The 17,237-nt window shown below is 40.3% G+C and carries 13 protein-coding genes, 2 pseudogenes and 1 riboswitch; of the genes and pseudogenes, 8 read left to right on the top strand and 7 right to left on the bottom strand.

Annotated features, from left to right (window positions below):
* Positions 1-522: 522 nt before the first annotated feature.
* From LZD48_RS11745 to LZD48_RS19055, 4 genes and pseudogenes are all read left to right on the top strand, one after another.
* On the top strand, positions 523-1,647 hold the full coding sequence (locus tag LZD48_RS11745; protein ID WP_235762940.1) for a YibE/F family protein: 1,125 nt from the start codon (positions 523-525) through the stop codon (positions 1,645-1,647).
* On the top strand, positions 1,644-2,432 hold the full coding sequence (locus tag LZD48_RS11740) for a YibE/F family protein (protein WP_235762939.1): 789 nt from the start codon (positions 1,644-1,646) through the stop codon (positions 2,430-2,432). Before LZD48_RS11745 ends, LZD48_RS11740 begins: the two co-directional genes overlap by 4 nt.
* 157 nt (positions 2,433-2,589) lie before the next feature.
* The gene (locus LZD48_RS11735) at positions 2,590-3,099 is read left to right on the top strand and encodes a reverse transcriptase domain-containing protein (protein WP_235762938.1); all 510 of its coding nucleotides are present in this window, start codon (positions 2,590-2,592) and stop codon (positions 3,097-3,099) included.
* A 189-nt stretch (positions 3,100-3,288) separates the two neighbouring features.
* Positions 3,289-3,360: pseudogene (locus tag LZD48_RS19055) on the top strand (group II intron maturase-specific domain-containing protein); the annotation flags it as partial.
* A gap of 400 nt (positions 3,361-3,760) precedes the next feature.
* On the opposite strand, the gene LZD48_RS11730 reads toward LZD48_RS19055, so the two are convergent.
* Positions 3,761-4,132, bottom strand: coding sequence for a hypothetical protein (locus LZD48_RS11730; protein ID WP_235762937.1), 372 nt, complete (start codon positions 4,130-4,132; stop codon positions 3,761-3,763).
* A gap of 523 nt (positions 4,133-4,655) precedes the next feature.
* On the opposite strand from LZD48_RS11730, the gene LZD48_RS11725 reads away from it, so the two are divergent.
* Positions 4,656-4,904, top strand: a complete 249-nt coding sequence (locus tag LZD48_RS11725) for a hypothetical protein (RefSeq protein ID WP_235762936.1) — start codon at positions 4,656-4,658, stop codon at positions 4,902-4,904.
* 209 nt (positions 4,905-5,113) lie between these two features.
* Here LZD48_RS11725 and LZD48_RS11720 read toward each other — a convergent pair.
* A pseudogene (locus LZD48_RS11720) lies at positions 5,114-5,869 on the bottom strand (aminotransferase class I/II-fold pyridoxal phosphate-dependent enzyme); the annotation flags it as partial.
* A 2-nt stretch (positions 5,870-5,871) separates the two neighbouring features.
* On the opposite strand from LZD48_RS11720, the gene LZD48_RS11715 reads away from it, so the two are divergent.
* Both LZD48_RS11715 and LZD48_RS11710 read left to right on the top strand, forming a co-directional pair.
* A complete protein-coding gene (locus tag LZD48_RS11715; RefSeq protein ID WP_310739824.1) occupies positions 5,872-6,141 on the top strand; it encodes a hotdog domain-containing protein in 270 nt (89 codons plus the stop codon).
* Positions 6,142-6,484: 343 nt separating this feature from the next.
* Positions 6,485-6,898: a hypothetical protein gene (locus LZD48_RS11710; RefSeq protein WP_235762935.1), complete on the top strand. Its 414-nt coding sequence runs from the start codon at positions 6,485-6,487 to the stop codon at positions 6,896-6,898.
* Between the two features lie 58 nt (positions 6,899-6,956).
* Here LZD48_RS11710 and LZD48_RS11705 read toward each other — a convergent pair whose 3' ends face one another.
* The 5 genes from LZD48_RS11705 to LZD48_RS11685 all read right to left on the bottom strand — a co-directional run bounded on the left by LZD48_RS11705 (position 6,957) and on the right by LZD48_RS11685 (position 13,554).
* Positions 6,957-7,628 (bottom strand): ECF transporter S component, encoded by a 672-nt coding sequence (locus tag LZD48_RS11705; protein ID WP_235762971.1) that lies wholly within the window; start codon positions 7,626-7,628, stop codon positions 6,957-6,959.
* Complete coding sequence (locus LZD48_RS11700) at positions 7,619-9,271, bottom strand: ABC transporter ATP-binding protein (RefSeq protein ID WP_235762934.1); 1,653 nt, start codon at positions 9,269-9,271, stop codon at positions 7,619-7,621. Before LZD48_RS11700 ends, LZD48_RS11705 begins: the two co-directional genes overlap by 10 nt.
* Positions 9,244-10,131, bottom strand: a complete 888-nt coding sequence (locus LZD48_RS11695; RefSeq protein WP_235762933.1) for an energy-coupling factor transporter transmembrane component T — start codon at positions 10,129-10,131, stop codon at positions 9,244-9,246. Before LZD48_RS11695 ends, LZD48_RS11700 begins: the two co-directional genes overlap by 28 nt.
* 14 nt (positions 10,132-10,145) lie before the next feature.
* On the bottom strand, positions 10,146-10,997 hold the full coding sequence (locus LZD48_RS11690; RefSeq protein WP_235762932.1) for a DUF4430 domain-containing protein: 852 nt from the start codon (positions 10,995-10,997) through the stop codon (positions 10,146-10,148).
* A 67-nt stretch (positions 10,998-11,064) separates the two neighbouring features.
* Entirely contained in the window at positions 11,065-13,554 is a 2,490-nt protein-coding gene (locus LZD48_RS11685; RefSeq protein ID WP_235762931.1) for a DUF4430 domain-containing protein, read from the bottom strand.
* Between the two features lie 147 nt (positions 13,555-13,701).
* A riboswitch (cobalamin riboswitch) is annotated at positions 13,702-13,886 on the bottom strand.
* A 1,068-nt stretch (positions 13,887-14,954) separates the two neighbouring features.
* On the opposite strand from LZD48_RS11685, the gene LZD48_RS11675 reads away from it, so the two are divergent.
* Positions 14,955-17,228, top strand: coding sequence for an ATP-binding cassette domain-containing protein (locus LZD48_RS11675; protein ID WP_235762930.1), 2,274 nt, complete (start codon positions 14,955-14,957; stop codon positions 17,226-17,228).
* Positions 17,229-17,237: the final 9 nt, after the last annotated feature.

Genomic DNA, 17,237 nt, shown 5'->3' with positions numbered 1-17,237 from the left:
TATAGCATTTACGCTGCTAGAGCCTGAGGTTGCGACAAAGCAAGTGGAAAGAATTGAAAGGGCGATACTAAAACTTAATGAAAAACCGATGCGATTTTGAATCTTTGAAAAGGAACCGTGGTATAGCAGAGGGCTACGCTGGTTCCCAGCGGATAATTTTCTAATATTTTTCATTTCTGAAATCGAGAACGCAACAGTTACTATTATTCGGGTTATGTATGGAGTACGTAATACAGAAGAACAGTTGAATAGGACCAACCAATAGTTGTATGAAAAATCTAAAAGCATACTAAGATTAATGGGTAAGGTTATGCATAAAATAACGTACCTATTAATCTGAGTATGCTTTTTTGAAGCAGTAAATAAAAGGACAATTATCGTTTTGACAGACTGTGAAAAACAAGCATGAACTTATCGACTCGAATGTGTCCCCAGAATATAAATGCTCCTTTTTTCTTTAATGAAACATTGCCACATATAAATCGAATTTGATATACTTAGTTTCATTCTGGAGGGGTTTAAATGAACCTTAAAAATATAACCTATAAACAAATTGTTTTTTATATGAGTCTGGCCGTTCTTGTAATCGGATCGCTTTTATTTGTGAACAATAATCATTCATTTTACGATCGGCCAATTGCAAAAGTGCTGGAGGCGGATTTGGAAGAGGCGACCGATGTAGTCGATGCTTACGGAAACGAAGACCGATTATTTACCCAATCCATTGAAGCCGAAATGAAAAATGGCGCAGTAAAGAACCGGAACATCCATTTAATCAATGAATACTCGTCGTCCGGAGCCTTTGATCAAGCATATAAAGAAGGCGACGAATTATTTGTCTGGATAGATGAGGAAGCTGGAAAAGATGAAGAATTAACAGGTACGATTCAAGATGTAAAGCGGGATAAGCATATTCTCCCAATCGTCTGGATTTTTATCTTTATCTTGCATTTGATTGGGAAGAGGCAGGGATTCTTCTCTATTATTAGTCTGCTTCTTAATGCAGCTATTTTATCTTACGCACTGGATATTTATGTAGAGAACTCCGATATCGGTTTACTGATTATTTGTGGTGTTACAGTGGTATTATTTACGATTACTTCTCTATTGCTGATTAATGGCTTTAACGAAAAAACATATGCCGCGATTATCGCAACACTGTTAGGGACATTTATCTCCTTTTTCATTACGTATGCTGTTCTGTGGATGACAGGCGAAAATGGTCTCCGTTATGAAGCAATCGATTTTCTCTCACGCCCGTTTAAACCGGTTTTCTTGGCAGGATTATTAATTGGGTCACTTGGGGCTGTCATGGATGTTGCGATTACGATGTCGTCATCTGTTTTTGAAATGTATGAGAATAATCATGCGATTGATAATAAGACATTGAAGCAATCTGGTTTACATATTGGGAGAGATATCATGGGGACGATGACCAATATTTTGTTTTTTGCCTATATAAGCGGCTCGATTCCTATGCTCCTTTTGTTTTTGAAAAATGAATCATTATGGGGCTTTACACTTTCACTGAATTTGTCCCTAGAATTAGCAAGGGCATTAGCAGGTGGTATTGGGATTGTGCTGGCTATTCCAATCGGTCTGTATATTTCCATCTTTTTTGTTAACCGGAAGAGGGGACGCGTATGAATGTATTAGTAGTGCTGGCCATTATTTTGTTTATATTGATGGTGCTGATAGGCGGCAGGAAAGGGATACGATCTTTTATTTCGCTGTTTTTAAACTTTGGGGTCTTAATATTGACTGTATTTTTCCTGCTGGACCCAGCGATGAATCCAATCATCTTAATTTTAATCGCCTGTGCGATCATCAGCTGTATCAATCTGTTTTACATTAATGAAGTAAATAGCAAGACAAAGACAGCTTTCCTGTCGACGGTAATAACGATTATTTTCTTAGTTCTGCTCATCTATATCATGACGAATAAATTAATGATACAAGGCTTTACGGAAGAAGAGGTGGAGGAGTTAAGTACGTTATTCTCTCTCTATATCGGGCTGGATTTCGTTAAGATAGCAGCGGCAATGATTATCGTAAGTACAATCGGCGCAATTACGGATGTCGCTATTTCGATAACTTCCCCAATGCAGGAAATATTTGATCAAAATCCTGATATTACAAAGAAAGATTTATTCATTTCCGGTATACGGATTGGCAGGGATATTTTAGGATCGAATACAAATACATTGTTTTTCGCCTTCTTTGGTGGTTATTTGGCGTTGTTGTTATGGGTGAAAGACATGGAATACTCGATTGGTGAAATTGCCAATTCGAAAATCTTCACCTCGGAGCTGCTCATCATCTTGAGTGCCGGTATTGGTATAGCGATGATTATTCCGATTGCTTCCTGGATTAATTCTTATTATTTAGTGAAGAAGAGGGAACAGGATGCGTTGCAAAAACAGGGGGAATAAATACGGATGGAAAATATTTTCTTCACTAGAAGTGGAGCCATTAGGTATTATGAAATTTATGAGACCTGCAGAAAAGAAGATTCTCTATAACCATTTAAATACTTCTGATAATGTAAAAAAAGGATAAATATATTTCGATTGCTTAAAGAGAATCGATATGAGGCACAACCAGTACTACGCCATTATCCGGAAAAGTGATGGGTCAAAAAGGCCTTTAGGAATACCAACTGTACGTGATAGAGTTGTCCAACAAGCAGTCAGACAAGTGATTGAGCCATTGTTTGACAGGAATTTCTATCAGCATAGCTATGGATTCAGGAAGGGACATTCCCAACACCAAGCATTAGATGTAGTAAAACGAGCTAGAGAAAGCGGGTATGTGTATGTGGTAGACCTAGATATACAATCCTATTTTGATAATATTCCACATGATTTATTGATGGAAAAAGTCAAGCTGAAAATCGCTGAAGGGCGAATACTTGACCTCATCGAAATGTGGTTAAAGGCAGGAGTCATGGAAGATGATCAGTTGCATGACACCTATCAAGGATCACCGCAAGGCGGTGTGATTTCGCCGCTACTTGCGAATATCTATCTGAACACATTTGATTGGGGAATGATAAAACAAGGGTTTCCGGTCGTTCGTTATACAGATGATATAAAGTAGCTGAAAAGATTCTAGAACAAGACCTTAAGCTAACGATGCACCCTGAAAAGACAAAAATCGTTCATTTTGATGAGGGATTTCGATTCCTAGGATTTGATTTCTGGAGGAAGTATATGGTTCTCCCAGAGGATAGGATCAGGAAATACAAGGATAGAATAAGGCACTTATCCCGGGAGACAACAAGGGAAAAGCCTTGAAGAAATGATTCAGAAACTCAATGAAGTTATCCGCGGATTTTCCAACTATTTCAAAATAGAATAGGGAATGTCCATAGCAAATTCCGGAGGCTTGATGAATGGATACGTATGCGGGAAAACCGCACGTACGGTTTGACGAGAGGTCGGAGGGTAAAAACCCTCCATCTACTCTACAAGTCAAGATTCTTTACTTATTTTTTCAATTTTTCTATAAGCCAATATGCAAATCTTATAAAAACTACATAAAATAATGCTTTTAAAAGATTCATTTCTATTGTTAAATTACTTGTTTCCGTGTAATTAATAAAAGTTATCCATGAGAAAATGAGGATTAATAATATTGCAGATATGTAATTTTTCTGTTTAAAAGTTAATTTGCGAGTCATGTTATCACCATCACATTCTGCCTGTTTTTTACTGATCATATATTATTTGTTAAGTTTATACAAGTTATTCTTTTTAGATTAACTTATTTCAATATAACATGCACCAAGCCAGTATAATAGTGTTCCAGCTACAGCAATCGCATTACCTCGAACACCTGCTGAAATTAATTTTTTTGCTGCAGCTATATGTTTACCTTGAGTTAAATAATCAATTGCAGAGGTGATTGCAGCAATTCCAATTGCTTCTTTCCAACCATTTTTTATTTTTTTCATGAGGCAATTGTCTAAAGCTGGACCTTGTAATTGCATATCATCATTTTCACACTCAAGTCTTGCTTCTGCAAATACTTTTTGCATTTCTGGATCATCTGCAAACATAGATTCAATTTTATCAATATCAATACTGATAAGATTTCCTGTTTGATCTATGTTTGCGACTTCATCAAACATGTACTCCAAAGCATCTGCTAATTCATTAACTTCTTGATCGTAAGAAATTGAGTCTTGTGCACCTACCAATGATGGAGCAAAAACAGAAATTAGAAGACTAAAGGAAATGACCTTAACATTAATAGATTAATAAAATTATTTTGAAACCTAAGCCTACTTTTATAGTTTGTTCTATCTCAAGGGTAGCAAGAAACTTGACTGGAATCAATTGGGAAATTAAGTTTTTTTAAGCCATTTTACGCTGATTTTACCCCTAAAAAGGACCATGTTTTCCTCTTTGAAGAAAAAGTGGTCCTTTTTAGGGGTAAAATCAACCTATTATTTTTATCTGAGTTATATATGCTATTGAAGTGCTTATAATACTATATAAAGAAAAATCAGGAAATAGTATTCAACTATATATATGAAAAGGAGAAAATCAGAGAACCTAGGAAATAGCTTAAGATTATTAAATCAAAAGGAAAGACAAATATAAGGGAGGAGATTCAGCAGCGTCAGTTGCTTGGACAAGCGAAGTTCGGATATGGATAATTTATCAGAACATAAAGCGAGTGACATAGAAAAACTAAGTCCCGAAGCTCAACAATTTTACAAACTGTACAAAAATGAAATCAACAACGTAGAAGGGGACGGCGAGGTTACTAAAGAAGAGGTGCTATCATTTCTAAACACGGCTCATAGTAGTGATGAGTTTTCCGAAACTAATGACTCGATGGTTTCTGCTGCTTGGTACAGTCCCGTAGGTCAAAAAATATTACTTAACGAATTATGAAGTGAATCAGATTGTTAAAGATGCTGCCTGGAACGGTGGTTTGAGGAGTGAAGTCAGCTATCGCTAAAATTTTCGGCAAAAGCCCGACCGCTCTAACCTTGATGATAGTTGCAATTCCAGCGTTAGATGCAGCTACGTTAGACAAGTGTAATGGGTACAATAAGGCGAAGGTTAACCAGCTTCGAGTGCAGGGTTTTTCTTAAAAAAGATTAATCAACAAATTGTTTTAATATATTCAAACCTGTGTCTAATTCTTCAACCGTATTTGTTGATGAAAGGGCAATACGTAAATAATTTTCCGGCGTAGTCTGTCCACTTACAAAACGATTAGAATGAAAGGCCCTAATTCCACGCATTTCCAATTCCTTCTCTAACTTCTCTTCGTGGACGTCTGATGAAATCGGCAGCCAACGATAGAAGCTAAGTGGATGTCCGGTATTCCCGTTTGCAGGAAAAATCTTCGAATAAATTGCGTTCGTCGTCTGCGCGAGTTGCTCCTTTTGCTTGACGATCTCCCGGGCTTTTCCGGATAAAATAAGCTCTGTAATAATTTCAGCTTCTAATGAAGATGTTTTGACATTAATATTAAAAATCGCGCGTAAAATTCTTTCACGTAATGCCTCTCCAAATACCATATAAGCCACCCTCAACCCCGAGCAAATCGATTTGGAAGTACCGCAAATATAAACGGTCTGTTCAGGAATCAATCGATACATCGGACCTTCATAACTAGCTAAAATACCAGCTGTCAAATAGGCATGCATATCATCCTCAATTAAGATTAAACGATGTTTTCGGATGATGTCCGCTAATTCCTTTTTCCTGAACTCTGGAATCATGACAGTTGTAGGATTACAGCAAGAAGGCATAAGGAAAATGCCGTGAATATTTATTTGGCTGCACTGTTTATCAAGCTCGTCCGGTAGCATCCCGTTTTCGTCTCCAACGATAGGAACTAGCTGGAGCGATTATTTATGCTTTAGCGGATCACGCCTTTTCTGCGGCTTGTAATGCATATGGGAAAACTTCGCTAGGTGTAAATACTTCCATCCAATTTATGGAGTCTGCAAAGCCAGGGGACAAGTTAATAGCCCGTGCGACAGAGGTGAAAAGGAATTTCCGTACCGGCTTTTATCGGGTTGAAGTTTTTCATGGGGAGAATTTGATCGTAACAATGGAAGCATTGGCTTATCGGAAGAGTCATTATTTTATTGATAGCAATGACAGTACACAGTAAAGTTATTGAAAGTTATGTAAAAAGCGTAACAAATACAGATGTCAGTCCAATTGTTTATTGCAATCACAAATCTCAGAGAGAAGAAAATGAAATCCGATTCTGCTTATATTCCCTATGGATTTATCTAACACAAACAATACGACTTTGTAATGTTAGCCTTTTGTATATATTGTGATCATAATAAAAGTAAAAGGACTTTTGCATTTTTGCAAAGGTTCTTTTTTCTGGTCATATTCAGCGGTTTATATGGTCTTACTGAAAATAAATTACGGAAAGAACCAAGAAGTTCATCGATTATGATGATGAAGATGTTGCGGCAATTATAAGGAGAGAGGAGCTAACGGTGGGTGAGTTGCGCTTTTTATACCCTGATGAGCAAATCCATGAGAATTTGGAAGGAACAATTAAAGGAAAGCTGGCGATGCAAGAAGCAAAAGCCATGCAGCTTGATATAACAGAAGAGTCTACTGTACATGTGCAGGATGTATATCCGGCGGAAGATAGTAATACGGAAATTGCCAATGGAACGCGTGATTTTGCGGAAGCACAGACAAAGAAATTCAACATGGAGCCAGAGGAATATTTTGAAGAATACGTAAAGCGGACGCAGGAAATGAGTCATTATGTTATCGCATATATCAGTGAAATGATTGGAGAACTTGAGGATAACCCGGAAGCATATACGGAGCAAGGAAATCAGCTGCTGGATGATTTGTATGAGGATAATCTAGATGAGATTGAGATCTTAATAGAGTAGAATACAGAGTGAGGTTGTCACTGTTGGCAGCTCTGGTAACAACCTCTCACTTTTTACTTCATTCTTTCCTATTTTCCTGAAACATCCCATACTTCTCCTTAAACCGGTTCAAAATCTTGATCCAAATCGTACTGAACAAGAAAAGGAAAAAAACGTTAGATAAAGCGTGGGCTAGATCGAAATAGAAGCTCTGTGTGTTCAATAAAATAAATGTCTCTAGTGTCAGATCCCCAAATCCACTGAAGAGAATCCACATATTCATGACCCAGCCAAATATGAATCCAATGATGAAGCCGTAGATTAAGCGCCAAGTCATGCGTTTCATAAAGAATGTTTTCGCCAGTAAGCCGGCAATAAATCCGGCCATTCCCCAACAGACCATCTGCCACGGGGTCCAGGGACCTTGGCCGAGTACCATGTTGGAAATAAGTGCTGCTGAAGCTCCGATGACTAAGCCGCTTTGAGGTCCAAGCGCAATCGCAGAGGCTATGATGACAAAGGTCGTCGGCTGGACACTCGGCAGCGGGGCGAAAGGAATCCGCGATACACCCGCAATCGCCGCTAAGACTGCGAGCATGACCATTTCTCTGCTCGTCATGTTTTTCCTTGAGAATCGAATGATGGATGGAAGCAGGATTGCGATGATAAAGAGAATACTAATTAGTAAATAATGCTGAATAATAAATTTCGGGAAAAAGATTAATAGTAAAAAGAAAATTGCTACACCGATGACGGTAATACCTTTTTCATTTGCCAACTCATCTTTGCCTCCTCCACTGTAACAACCGCTGGAACATGGCTATCCTTTGTAATCCGATTGATCATAGTCGTGTAATAATCATTATCTTTAAAAAAGGCGTTCGTATCCTCTGTTACGATTACCTCACCTTGAAACAGCATACTGCACCTCGTTACATGTTTCGCCGCGAATTCAACATCATGGGTGACCATAATAATCGTGACACCTGTATGCTTGACCGTTTGAATTATCGAAGCAAACTCCTCTTTGAAAGCCGGGTCCATTCCTTTCGTTGGCTCGTCCAATAATAAAATTTGTGGATTTCCAATCAAAATGCCGACAAGTGCAGCCCGCTGCAATTCACCACCACTTAGGTCATATGGATGCCTGTCGATTAAAGCCTCCAACTGAAATTCCTTTACTAGGGTTTGGACTTCTGTTTCCGATTTTCCATGTTTCTCTGCTAGAGCATCATATTCATCTTTCAATGTCTCATGTAAAAAATAAAGTTTTGGATTCTGTGGTAAATAACCAATGAATTTCCGGTTCATTTGTTTTACTTTCTTACCTTTATACCGGATTTTTCCATGTTGGGCCGTAAGAAGGCCGGCGATAATTTTAAGCAGGGTCGACTTTCCGGTACCGTTTCCGCCTAAGATGGCTAACCATTCACTGTCTTGAACGGTTAGAGATAAATTATTTAATACCGGCTTCGTATGCTTAGAATAGCTGAAGTCGATTTCTTTTAGCTCGAGTAAAGGCTTCTCCGGCTTTACCTGTTCTTCCTGCTGCGTTTGATTCGATGTAATATCCAATCCGTTCAACCAATGTTTTGCTTCCTTTACATTAGAGGGGATGTCTGAGATTTCCGGACTGCTTGTAAATGTTAGATACAACTGAGAAGCTTCAGGTAAATAGGTGGTCATATTTTCCGCTAATAACGAAAGAGCTTTCCGCGGGTTTTGGGAAAATTTAATTCGGCCTTGCTCCAGCATGACAATTTGATTAGCAAGGGAAAATAATTCATTTAATCGATGTTCGACAATAATAATTGTAATGCCCAATTCATCATTTAACTGCTTTAATAAGTACATAAAGTCTTTCGCTGCAATCGGGTCGAGTTGTGCAGTCGGTTCATCCAGGATTAATATTTTCGGATCAAGCAAAAGAACGGAAGCAAGGTTGATTTGTTGTTTTTCTCCGCCGGACAGCTCGCTCGTGTCTTGCTGCAGTAAATGATTAAAGCCAAAGTAATGGACGATTTCTGCTGTTTTCTTGCGCATTTCATTGGTTGAAAAACCTAGATTCTCCATGCCAAACAGCAATTCGTCCATTACGTTGCTCATGACAATCTGATTCTCCGGGTCCTGAAAGACCATCCCGATATCTTTTGCAAGTGTGATTGGATTATGTTCCTCGAGCGGAGTCTCTTGATAATAAATCTCTCCGCTCCGTGTGCCATGAAGATTCAGCTCCTGTTTCATAAGGCGGATGAGTGTTGATTTTCCGCTCCCGGAAGGCCCGCATATTACAACAAAATCACCTTCATGAACGGTGAAATTAATATCTGTTAAAGCTTGCTCGGAGGAATTAGGGTATGTAAAGTTTAAATTTCTCGTTGATAGAAGTTCCATTTGATGACCTCCTTGCCTTCCGTCCAAATCGGTAAACTGATCAGTAAAAACCAACCAAGAAGATAGAACCAGCTGTATCCTTGTAATAGGATCGATTCTAATTCTGGTGTCAGCGTGAGTATCGTTTTATTGCTCTGCCAGCCGATCAATGTCGACAGGCTGAGGAAAAAAAGAAGAATGAGCATTGACCAATCCCGGGACTTCCAGCGGTAAGCTTTATATTGACTTCTTTTCTGTAACCCATAACCGCGCGCAGACATAGAGTCGGCGGTTTGCATAGCCTCTTCCAGTGAGTAGGTTAAGAGAATTTGGAGAAATAGCATGCCATTTTGGGCCTTATCTCGCAGTTTCCCATCTTTCATGGAAACGCCCTTCATTTCCTGCACGTCTTGAATATCCGCCAATCGTTTACGAAATAGCGGCATAAAGCGGAGAGCAAGCATGAGTATCAACGCCCATTTCGGAAAGAATTTGGAAAATAGATAGAGAAACTTATCGGGCGTCATGACAATATTAAAGGTTGTGAATAAAGCTAAGATCCCTGACAAAGTAAGAGCGATCATGGCACCTTGAATGACCGCTTCCAAGTAAAAGGCCCGCGAAAAGAGTTCAAAGAGAACAATATTTCCTTGCTGGTTAAAAACAGGTGTGAACACAAATACAAACAGATCTAAAAAGATAATCATATATTTCCATTTATTCAGCTCAATCCCTTTATCGAGAATAAGATTTACAAAAATAATGGAAAGGAAAGCTGCGGTCAAAAAAATCGGATGCTGATTCAGCATCAAACCGGCAATAACTGCGATGTAGTAGAGCAATAAGACTAATGGGTGAAAGGAGCGGAATCCTCTAAGCATATATCATCAATTCCTTAGTCTTCCAAATAATTCTTTGTGTATCTCCAGTGCACTTTATACCCGTTAAAAATCTCATAGGCATCAGCACTACGCGGGATCATGACTCCTTCAACGAAAACATTCCAACCACTAAGCGGACCTGCATCAAATTCACCGAGACCGCCGATGCTCTTTACGTAGCCGGTAGCCCCAGAACCGGTATAATCGATACTGATCCCTTTGCTGTTCAATGCTCGTAATGTAGCGGCAAGCGCTGTTTCTCCTTCTGTTATTTCAACCTCGGTCGGTGCCAGATTTGGCCCGTTTAGATCACTCGGACTTTCAACTGATACGAATGCTGTTGTTTTTGGCGCGGGAGCAGGCTTTGCTGTTTCTTTCTGCTTCGGTTTGGAACTAGGTTGTTCATTCTTATGCTGACTAGGTGTATTTGTGTTTTTGCTGTCTTTCGATTTAGATGTATCCGTATTTGCAGTCTGATTATTGGAGTTTCCTTCTGAATCGTTGGTATTATTCTTTTGCTGATTGGTATTAGACGTTGACTGATCTGAATTTGTCGATTCATTTGTTGATTGGTTCGCGTCCGTCTCAGGTTTAGTTGTTTCGTCGTCTGTATCCTCCGATGCATCGGCAACTGCAGTTTCTTTCTCTTCTTCCTTGTTATTTTCCTCTGATGCTTCACTTTCCGCTGCATCTTCATCATCTATCTCGACGTTCGAACTAACTTTGATTAATTCTTTTGTTTCCGTTGAGTTTGCCGATGTCGGAATAACCGATATCTTTTCCACTTGGATGGCGTGCTGGCCGCCACATGCAACAAGTAGAATCAAGGAAAAGGTGATAACGGCTAAACGAAATAGCTGCTTCATAATAAACATCCTTTCGTAAAAAAGGGTAGGATAATCCGCTTGGAGTCAGCAGATTATCCATTTAGCATTACGCTGTAACTTTATTTTTGCGCTTGATATACAAGAGTGCACCGGCTGCGATTAAGACGAATCCTAATGCTAAGAGATTAAACATATTTGTTGCTGTTTTAGGTAGCTTTTTACCTTTTTTATCTTTGTCTTTATCTTTATCCACTGATGGCGGGGTTGCTCCGTCTTTATCATCGTCAGCAGGATCTTTCTGTTCAGGATCGTGTTTAAATACACCAAATGTGCTGAAGTGATCGGTTGTTAGGGTGACAAATCCTGCTGCTGGATCATAAGTGCTGTCTGCTAAAACGTCCCATTTTTCCGTTTCTTCATTGAAATGGAAGGCTTTTACTTGGTTGGCATCCGGCTCTTGCACTTCGTCTGCATCGGCTGCCAAATCAATAATAATATCACTAACAAACTCGGAAACAAGTGTTCCGTCAACTGTTAAAGTAAAGTCATAGACAGCCCCGATTGCTTCAGCAACATCTTGTTCGGCGAGATTGACTTCCATTATTTCTCCAAGTTCGCGTAACTGCTTCACGACAGGAACCGGAATCGTAATGATCGTATTACCGTTATCAATGACGAGCGGCTTGTTTTCCTGAACGAGATAGTCGGCAGCTTCAGGCTCTACAGCAACTGAAAAGTTGGCTAATTTGTCTGCATGATTTGGTGTTACTACGGCCGCATGGTCTGTTTCATACTGGTGCAGGTTTTCTTTTGTCACAATAACTTTATTTGGGTCATCAGTTGGATCATTCTTGTCTTTGTTCTTATCTTTATCCCCGTTATCCTCGTCTCCATCATCCGGCTTTTCACCAGGCTCTTCCGGGTTTTTTGGGTCTTCTTTTTTATCAAACTTAAACACTGGACCGGTACCATTCTGGAGTTGATCATAGGCAACTAATGCTAATGCCCCTTGGTTGATTGCGAATACACTTGAAACATCATCTTCCGGCAAATGTTTAAAGCTGCCATCTTCCATTTGGAAGCTGATGAGATGTTCCAGTAAGTTTCCGCCAGATTTTGTAAAGGCATCGCTTGTTGCGTCAACTCCGGCAGCAGACAGGCCGGTAATGACCATTGCAGCGGATTCCGCGGAATATCCGCCATTAAATTCTTCATCGTATCCGCCTCTATCTCCTTGCTGTTCACTCATAACGTTGATCGCTCGGTTAAGTGAAGCCTTCACGTCTGCATCATCCGCATAAGCGCTTAAGGCAAGAATTCCCATACCTGTAATATCTGGACTTGGCCTGTCACCAAAGAAGGACCAGCCGCCAACTTCCAGCTCCATATCAAGAAACGCTTCAATTATACTGTCCCGTGTCCAAACGGTATCTTCCGGGATTGGATAATTCAAACTGTCAATCGCAAGCAAACTATAGACGAGCTGGTTACTTAGCTGCATGTCTTCATTCAGTAACATTTCAATCAAGTTGATGCCGTTTATATCTGTTGCATCATAGCCCGCAGAAGTTAAGATAATAATATTTTTTGCAATATCTGTAGCATTTCCTGCGTATTCATCATTGATCGATGAGGCTACATCTTCCGCCATATCATTGGAAACATTCGCACCGGCAGAGTGAAGGGCAGAGAAGCCGTACCAGTCCATTTCAGCTGGATTGGACTCGAGATAAGCGATTACGGCTTGCAGGGCTTCTGCATAATCTTTATCCGCAACTTCTTGTTCTTCGTCTTCTTCCTCATCTTCTTCATTTACAGGTGGCTCTTCTGATTTCTCGTCTTCTTCGTCAATTGGGTCTTCTGGTTCACACCAGTCATCGACGACAAGTTCTAGCACATCGCCATCTTTAACCGTGTGCCCGAGTAATCCAACCTGCATCATATCGCCATTCATATAGGTCGACCAGTATTCACATTCTCTTTCTAAAGGTTCACCTAAGTAATTCAGAAATGTTAAGTATTCGGAGTCGACACTCACATCCACTTTTACACCTTGACTCGCCGCAACCTTAAGCAGGGCGTCATAGGCGGTCGTATATTGCGGCATGGCTACCGCAGTATCTGTAAGAACAGCTTCTCCATTTGCATTCACTGCAGAAACAGTGACATCAATCATTTGCGGTTCTGCTGTGAAGTCGGTAAGGATAAATTGGATATTATCCCCATTTGTTACTTCAGTTGAGCTTGCACCCATGTCCTGGAATAAACCATTCACATAAAAGGACCAGAAGTTCGAGTCAGGGTCAGCAGCTACTCCGCCTATACCTGTAATCATTTCACCAAAGTCATACGTGTCCCATTCCAGTTGTTCATCCGCCTCTTTAATCGCATCAAAGGCCGTATCCCCATCGGATATTTCCACTGCTATCGTGTCTAATACTGCAGAACCGTCTTCATCAACAGCAGAGACGGTGACAGCATTGTCCAAGCTTGCTGCGTTTACGGTTTGCAGGCCGAACAATCCAGATTGTGAGAAAAATAGAATAGCGGCTATCACAATCATAAACAGTTGCTGTAATCTACTATTTCGAACCATTTGTATACCCCCAGCTTACATATTTTTTACAATAAAAAAACATCTCTACCTTAAGAGATGTATAACAAAGCAAGCGTTATCGACCATGGGTCTTCCCTTATGATACATAACTACTATCAGCCACACCTCCTATCCTCGTAGGTTTATAAATTGGCGCTAAAATAGGCAGGTCTCCTGGCTCATGTTCATCGCTTTCCATCACCTTCCCGTATGAAAACAGTGGCTTACGAATGGAAAACTCCCATTTACAGTGGCGGGACCGCGCCGGATTTACACCGACTTCCCTTTTCATGATTTTTAAATAAAAATCAACCTATTTTTTCGCATATTTAGTTGTAGTAGGGGAGAAAAAGCTTCCCCAGGTACTATGTATTGACTATGACTTAAGTATAGCAAATATAATGAGTTTGTCTATGGGAGGGGTATCACTTCATATTGAATTACTAGATAAATTAAATAGAATTAGTGATATGTAAGATGGTGCGTGATTTCCGGTTATGGTGCAACTTTGCTCAAAGCTGGTGCGTAATTTTCGATTGTGGTGCGTTTTCGCCCAAGGTTGGTGCGCAAATCTCAGGTGTGGTGTGAATTAAAGCTAGTTCTGTGCGAATCCGTCTATCTTCTATAGAGTGCCTACTAGAACCCTTCACCTTCGTACCCATTCTCGTGTATTGCGCACCATCCCAAATCAAATGTGCACGATCCACGGGGACTTACGCACGACATCAAAGAAAATTCGCACGCATACCCGTTCTAGACTTTATTTCAATCAAATGTTTGATTTGAACGATAGTTTCAATTTCATGCCCTCATGTGTTGCTCTGAATCCTAACTGTTCATAGAAACGCCGATGATCTTATCTCCTATACAAGCTACAATTAATTCATTATTGGGATCTGAATAAATGGCATAAGATGTTTCCCGATAACTATTCGGGAGCGGGCTTTCTACCTTTCTTGCGCAGCACCAAGTACATCATCTGCTAGCAAATCGACGATACTCTTCAAGTCATCTATGATTGCTTTCCTGAAGCTGATGGCAGACTTCATTCTTATTATCCCCAATTTATTAATAAACATCTCTATTTATTATCATCTTAATGAATTTCATAATACGTATTTAATGCTTCACCATCACCATATGTAGTTGAGTTGGTTCGTTCCCAACTACATATGGTGATGGAAAAGCCGACTTTGGTAATTATGAAATTCATTCATCTAATATGAGCATTAAGTATATAAAAATCCTAAATTTTATTGAAAAATTGAGAATATACCATTACTTACTTATTTTAAAATCAGTTATGATTTTTTGTACATTTATTTTTTATTTATACGGGGAAGAGTGTGATAAGCTAAGGATAGTAGCATTGGTTAACGGTAAAGGAGCAGGGTGATAACATGTCAGCAAATAAAGATGAAATCATTCTAAAAGGATTAAAAGAAAATAACTTGAAACATATCGATTTGAATCTGCCAAAAGAAAAAATCATCGTTTTTACCGGCCTTTCCGGTTCAGGGAAAAGCTCAGTCGTTTTTGACACTTTAGCAACAGAAAGCAGAAGACAGATGACATTGAACTATCCTCATTATATCCGAAATCAAATGCCGAAGTTTGAGCGTCCCCAGGCTGACCTCATGCAAAACTTAAGCCCGGTTGTTGTCGTAGAACAGCGGCAGGCAGGGGGGAATTCCCGTTCTACGGTCGGCACGTATATGGATATCCATCCCTTGATTCGCTTATTGTTCTCTAGGATTGGTAAGCCGGCAATTGGCTCCGCGACAGATTTTTCTAGTCAAAGTGCGTTCGGCAGTTGTCCGGAATGCAGCGGCTTTGGCGAGGTTATTGCACCAGACTTGGGAAAAATTGTGGATGAAGAAAAGTCATTAAGGGAATATGCAGTAAAATTTAAGCCGTTATCTCCTTCTGGCTGGCAAGGCAGGTGGATGATGACTTGCGGCTTATTTGATCCGGATAAACCAATCAAAGATTATCCGGAAGACAAGCGTTGTCTGTTATTATATGGCCCTCCAGCAGGTGAGAAAGTGAATGCTCCTTTCCATACGAAACACGGACCGCAACCCCATGACTGGGACGGAATCCTGCCCCGGTTTACACGGCTTTACATCAACAGGGATATTTCCAAATTGAAGGGAATCACCCAAGATGATGTTCTCGCGATGTCGACACGTTCCCTCTGTCCAACCTGTCAAGGATCAGGACTGAATCCAAAAGTGTTGGAAAGCCGGGTTAATGGTTTGAATATCGCAGAGTATGACCAATTGGAGCTGACGGACGTTCTAAAAGAATTACAGAAAATAAATGATCCGCTCGGAGAATCAATCGCCGAGCAGGCCATCCCTCATGTAACCCAGCTCGTTGAAATGGGGCTAGGCTATTTGAGTCTATCAAGGAAAATGGGTACCTTGTCTGGCGGAGAAGCGCAAAGGGTAAAAATTGCCAGGCATTTAGGAAGCAGTCTCAACAATATCACCTATATTTTTGATGAACCAAGTGCAGGACTTCACCCGGAAGAAGTGGACCTGTTGATTAACATGCTACACCATATTAAAGCCCAGCATAATACCGTTATCGTTATCGAACATGATTTATCGGTAATCAAGGCAGCAGATGAAATTATTGAGATGGGCCCGGGAGCTGGAGTTCATGGTGGAGAAATCGTTTATCAAGGTAAGCTGGAAGGGCTGGAAAGTTCAGAAGCGGCAACAAGTCTCCATGAAAAAATAAAAATCAATCAAAATCCCAGAGAACGAAATGATTTTTTCGTCATAAACAAAGCGACGAACAATAATTTGCAAAACGTAAGTGTAAGCCTTCCGAAGCATACGCTAGTGTCCATTTGTGGCGTATCTGGCTCTGGTAAAAGTTCTTTGATGACGGAAGCATTTACAGAACAGTACCCTGAAACGATTACGGTTGGACAAGGGAGTATTGGTATTTCCAGCCGTTCAACCTTAGCAACTTATATGGGAATCATGGATGATATCCGTGCCATATTTGCAAAGGAAACGGGGCAGCCGGCAGGATTGTTTAGTTTTAACTCGTTAGGTGCCTGCCCAGTCTGTAAGGGAAAAGGGGTTGTTATGCCTGACGTGGCATTCGCGGATCCAGTAACTATTACTTGTGAAGCATGTGGTGGGACGAGATATTCAGATGAAGCTTTATCTTACCGCTATCAAGGTGCCACTATTGTGGAAATATTAGCGTTAACGATTGAGGAGGCACTCGACTACTTTCGAATGGCAAAGATCATTAAGCGAGTGAATACATTAAAGGATGTCGGGTTAGGGTATCTAACCTTAGGACAAACGACGAGTTCACTTAGTGGAGGGGAAGTCCAGCGATTGAAACTGGCAAGTCATTTACAAAAAGAGGGACAAATTTATTTAATGGATGAACCCTCTTTAGGACTGCACACGAGAGATAACCATAAACTTCTTGATGTATTTCAGAGGCTTGTAAACCGTGGAAATTCGGTTATTATCATTGAACACAATCTAGACTTTATCGCGGCAAGTGATTGGGTAATTGAACTGGGGCCAGGCGGAGGAAAAGAAGGCGGCCACGTTATCTTCGAAGGAACACCGGAAGAAATGTTGACGACCGAGACGGTGACAGCAAAATGGCTGCAGGTAACTAGTGTTAACTACTAATATAGAGGT

This window comes from Oceanobacillus alkalisoli, assembly GCF_021556485.1.
GTDB classification, from domain to species: Bacteria; Bacillota; Bacilli; order Bacillales; family Amphibacillaceae; genus Oceanobacillus; species Oceanobacillus alkalisoli.
This window is presented reverse-complemented; position numbering and strand designations above follow the sequence as displayed.

Excerpts from the sequence above, each read along its gene's own strand:
- LZD48_RS11745 (WP_235762940.1), top strand. The coding sequence starts at position 523 with ATGAACCTTAAAAATATAACCTATAAACAAATTGTTTTTTATATGAGT.
- LZD48_RS11740 (WP_235762939.1), top strand. The coding sequence starts at position 1,644 with ATGAATGTATTAGTAGTGCTGGCCATTATTTTGTTTATATTGATGGTG.
- LZD48_RS11735 (WP_235762938.1), top strand. The coding sequence starts at position 2,590 with ATGAGGCACAACCAGTACTACGCCATTATCCGGAAAAGTGATGGGTCA.
- LZD48_RS11730 (WP_235762937.1), bottom strand. The coding sequence starts at position 4,132 with ATGTTTGATGAAGTCGCAAACATAGATCAAACAGGAAATCTTATCAGT.
- LZD48_RS11725 (WP_235762936.1), top strand. The coding sequence starts at position 4,656 with ATGGATAATTTATCAGAACATAAAGCGAGTGACATAGAAAAACTAAGT.
- LZD48_RS11700 (WP_235762934.1), bottom strand. The coding sequence starts at position 9,271 with ATGGAACTTCTATCAACGAGAAATTTAAACTTTACATACCCTAATTCC.
- LZD48_RS11695 (WP_235762933.1), bottom strand. The coding sequence starts at position 10,131 with ATGCTTAGAGGATTCCGCTCCTTTCACCCATTAGTCTTATTGCTCTAC.
- LZD48_RS11690 (WP_235762932.1), bottom strand. The coding sequence starts at position 10,997 with ATGAAGCAGCTATTTCGTTTAGCCGTTATCACCTTTTCCTTGATTCTA.
- LZD48_RS11685 (WP_235762931.1), bottom strand. The coding sequence starts at position 13,554 with ATGGTTCGAAATAGTAGATTACAGCAACTGTTTATGATTGTGATAGCC.
- LZD48_RS11675 (WP_235762930.1), top strand. The coding sequence starts at position 14,955 with ATGTCAGCAAATAAAGATGAAATCATTCTAAAAGGATTAAAAGAAAAT.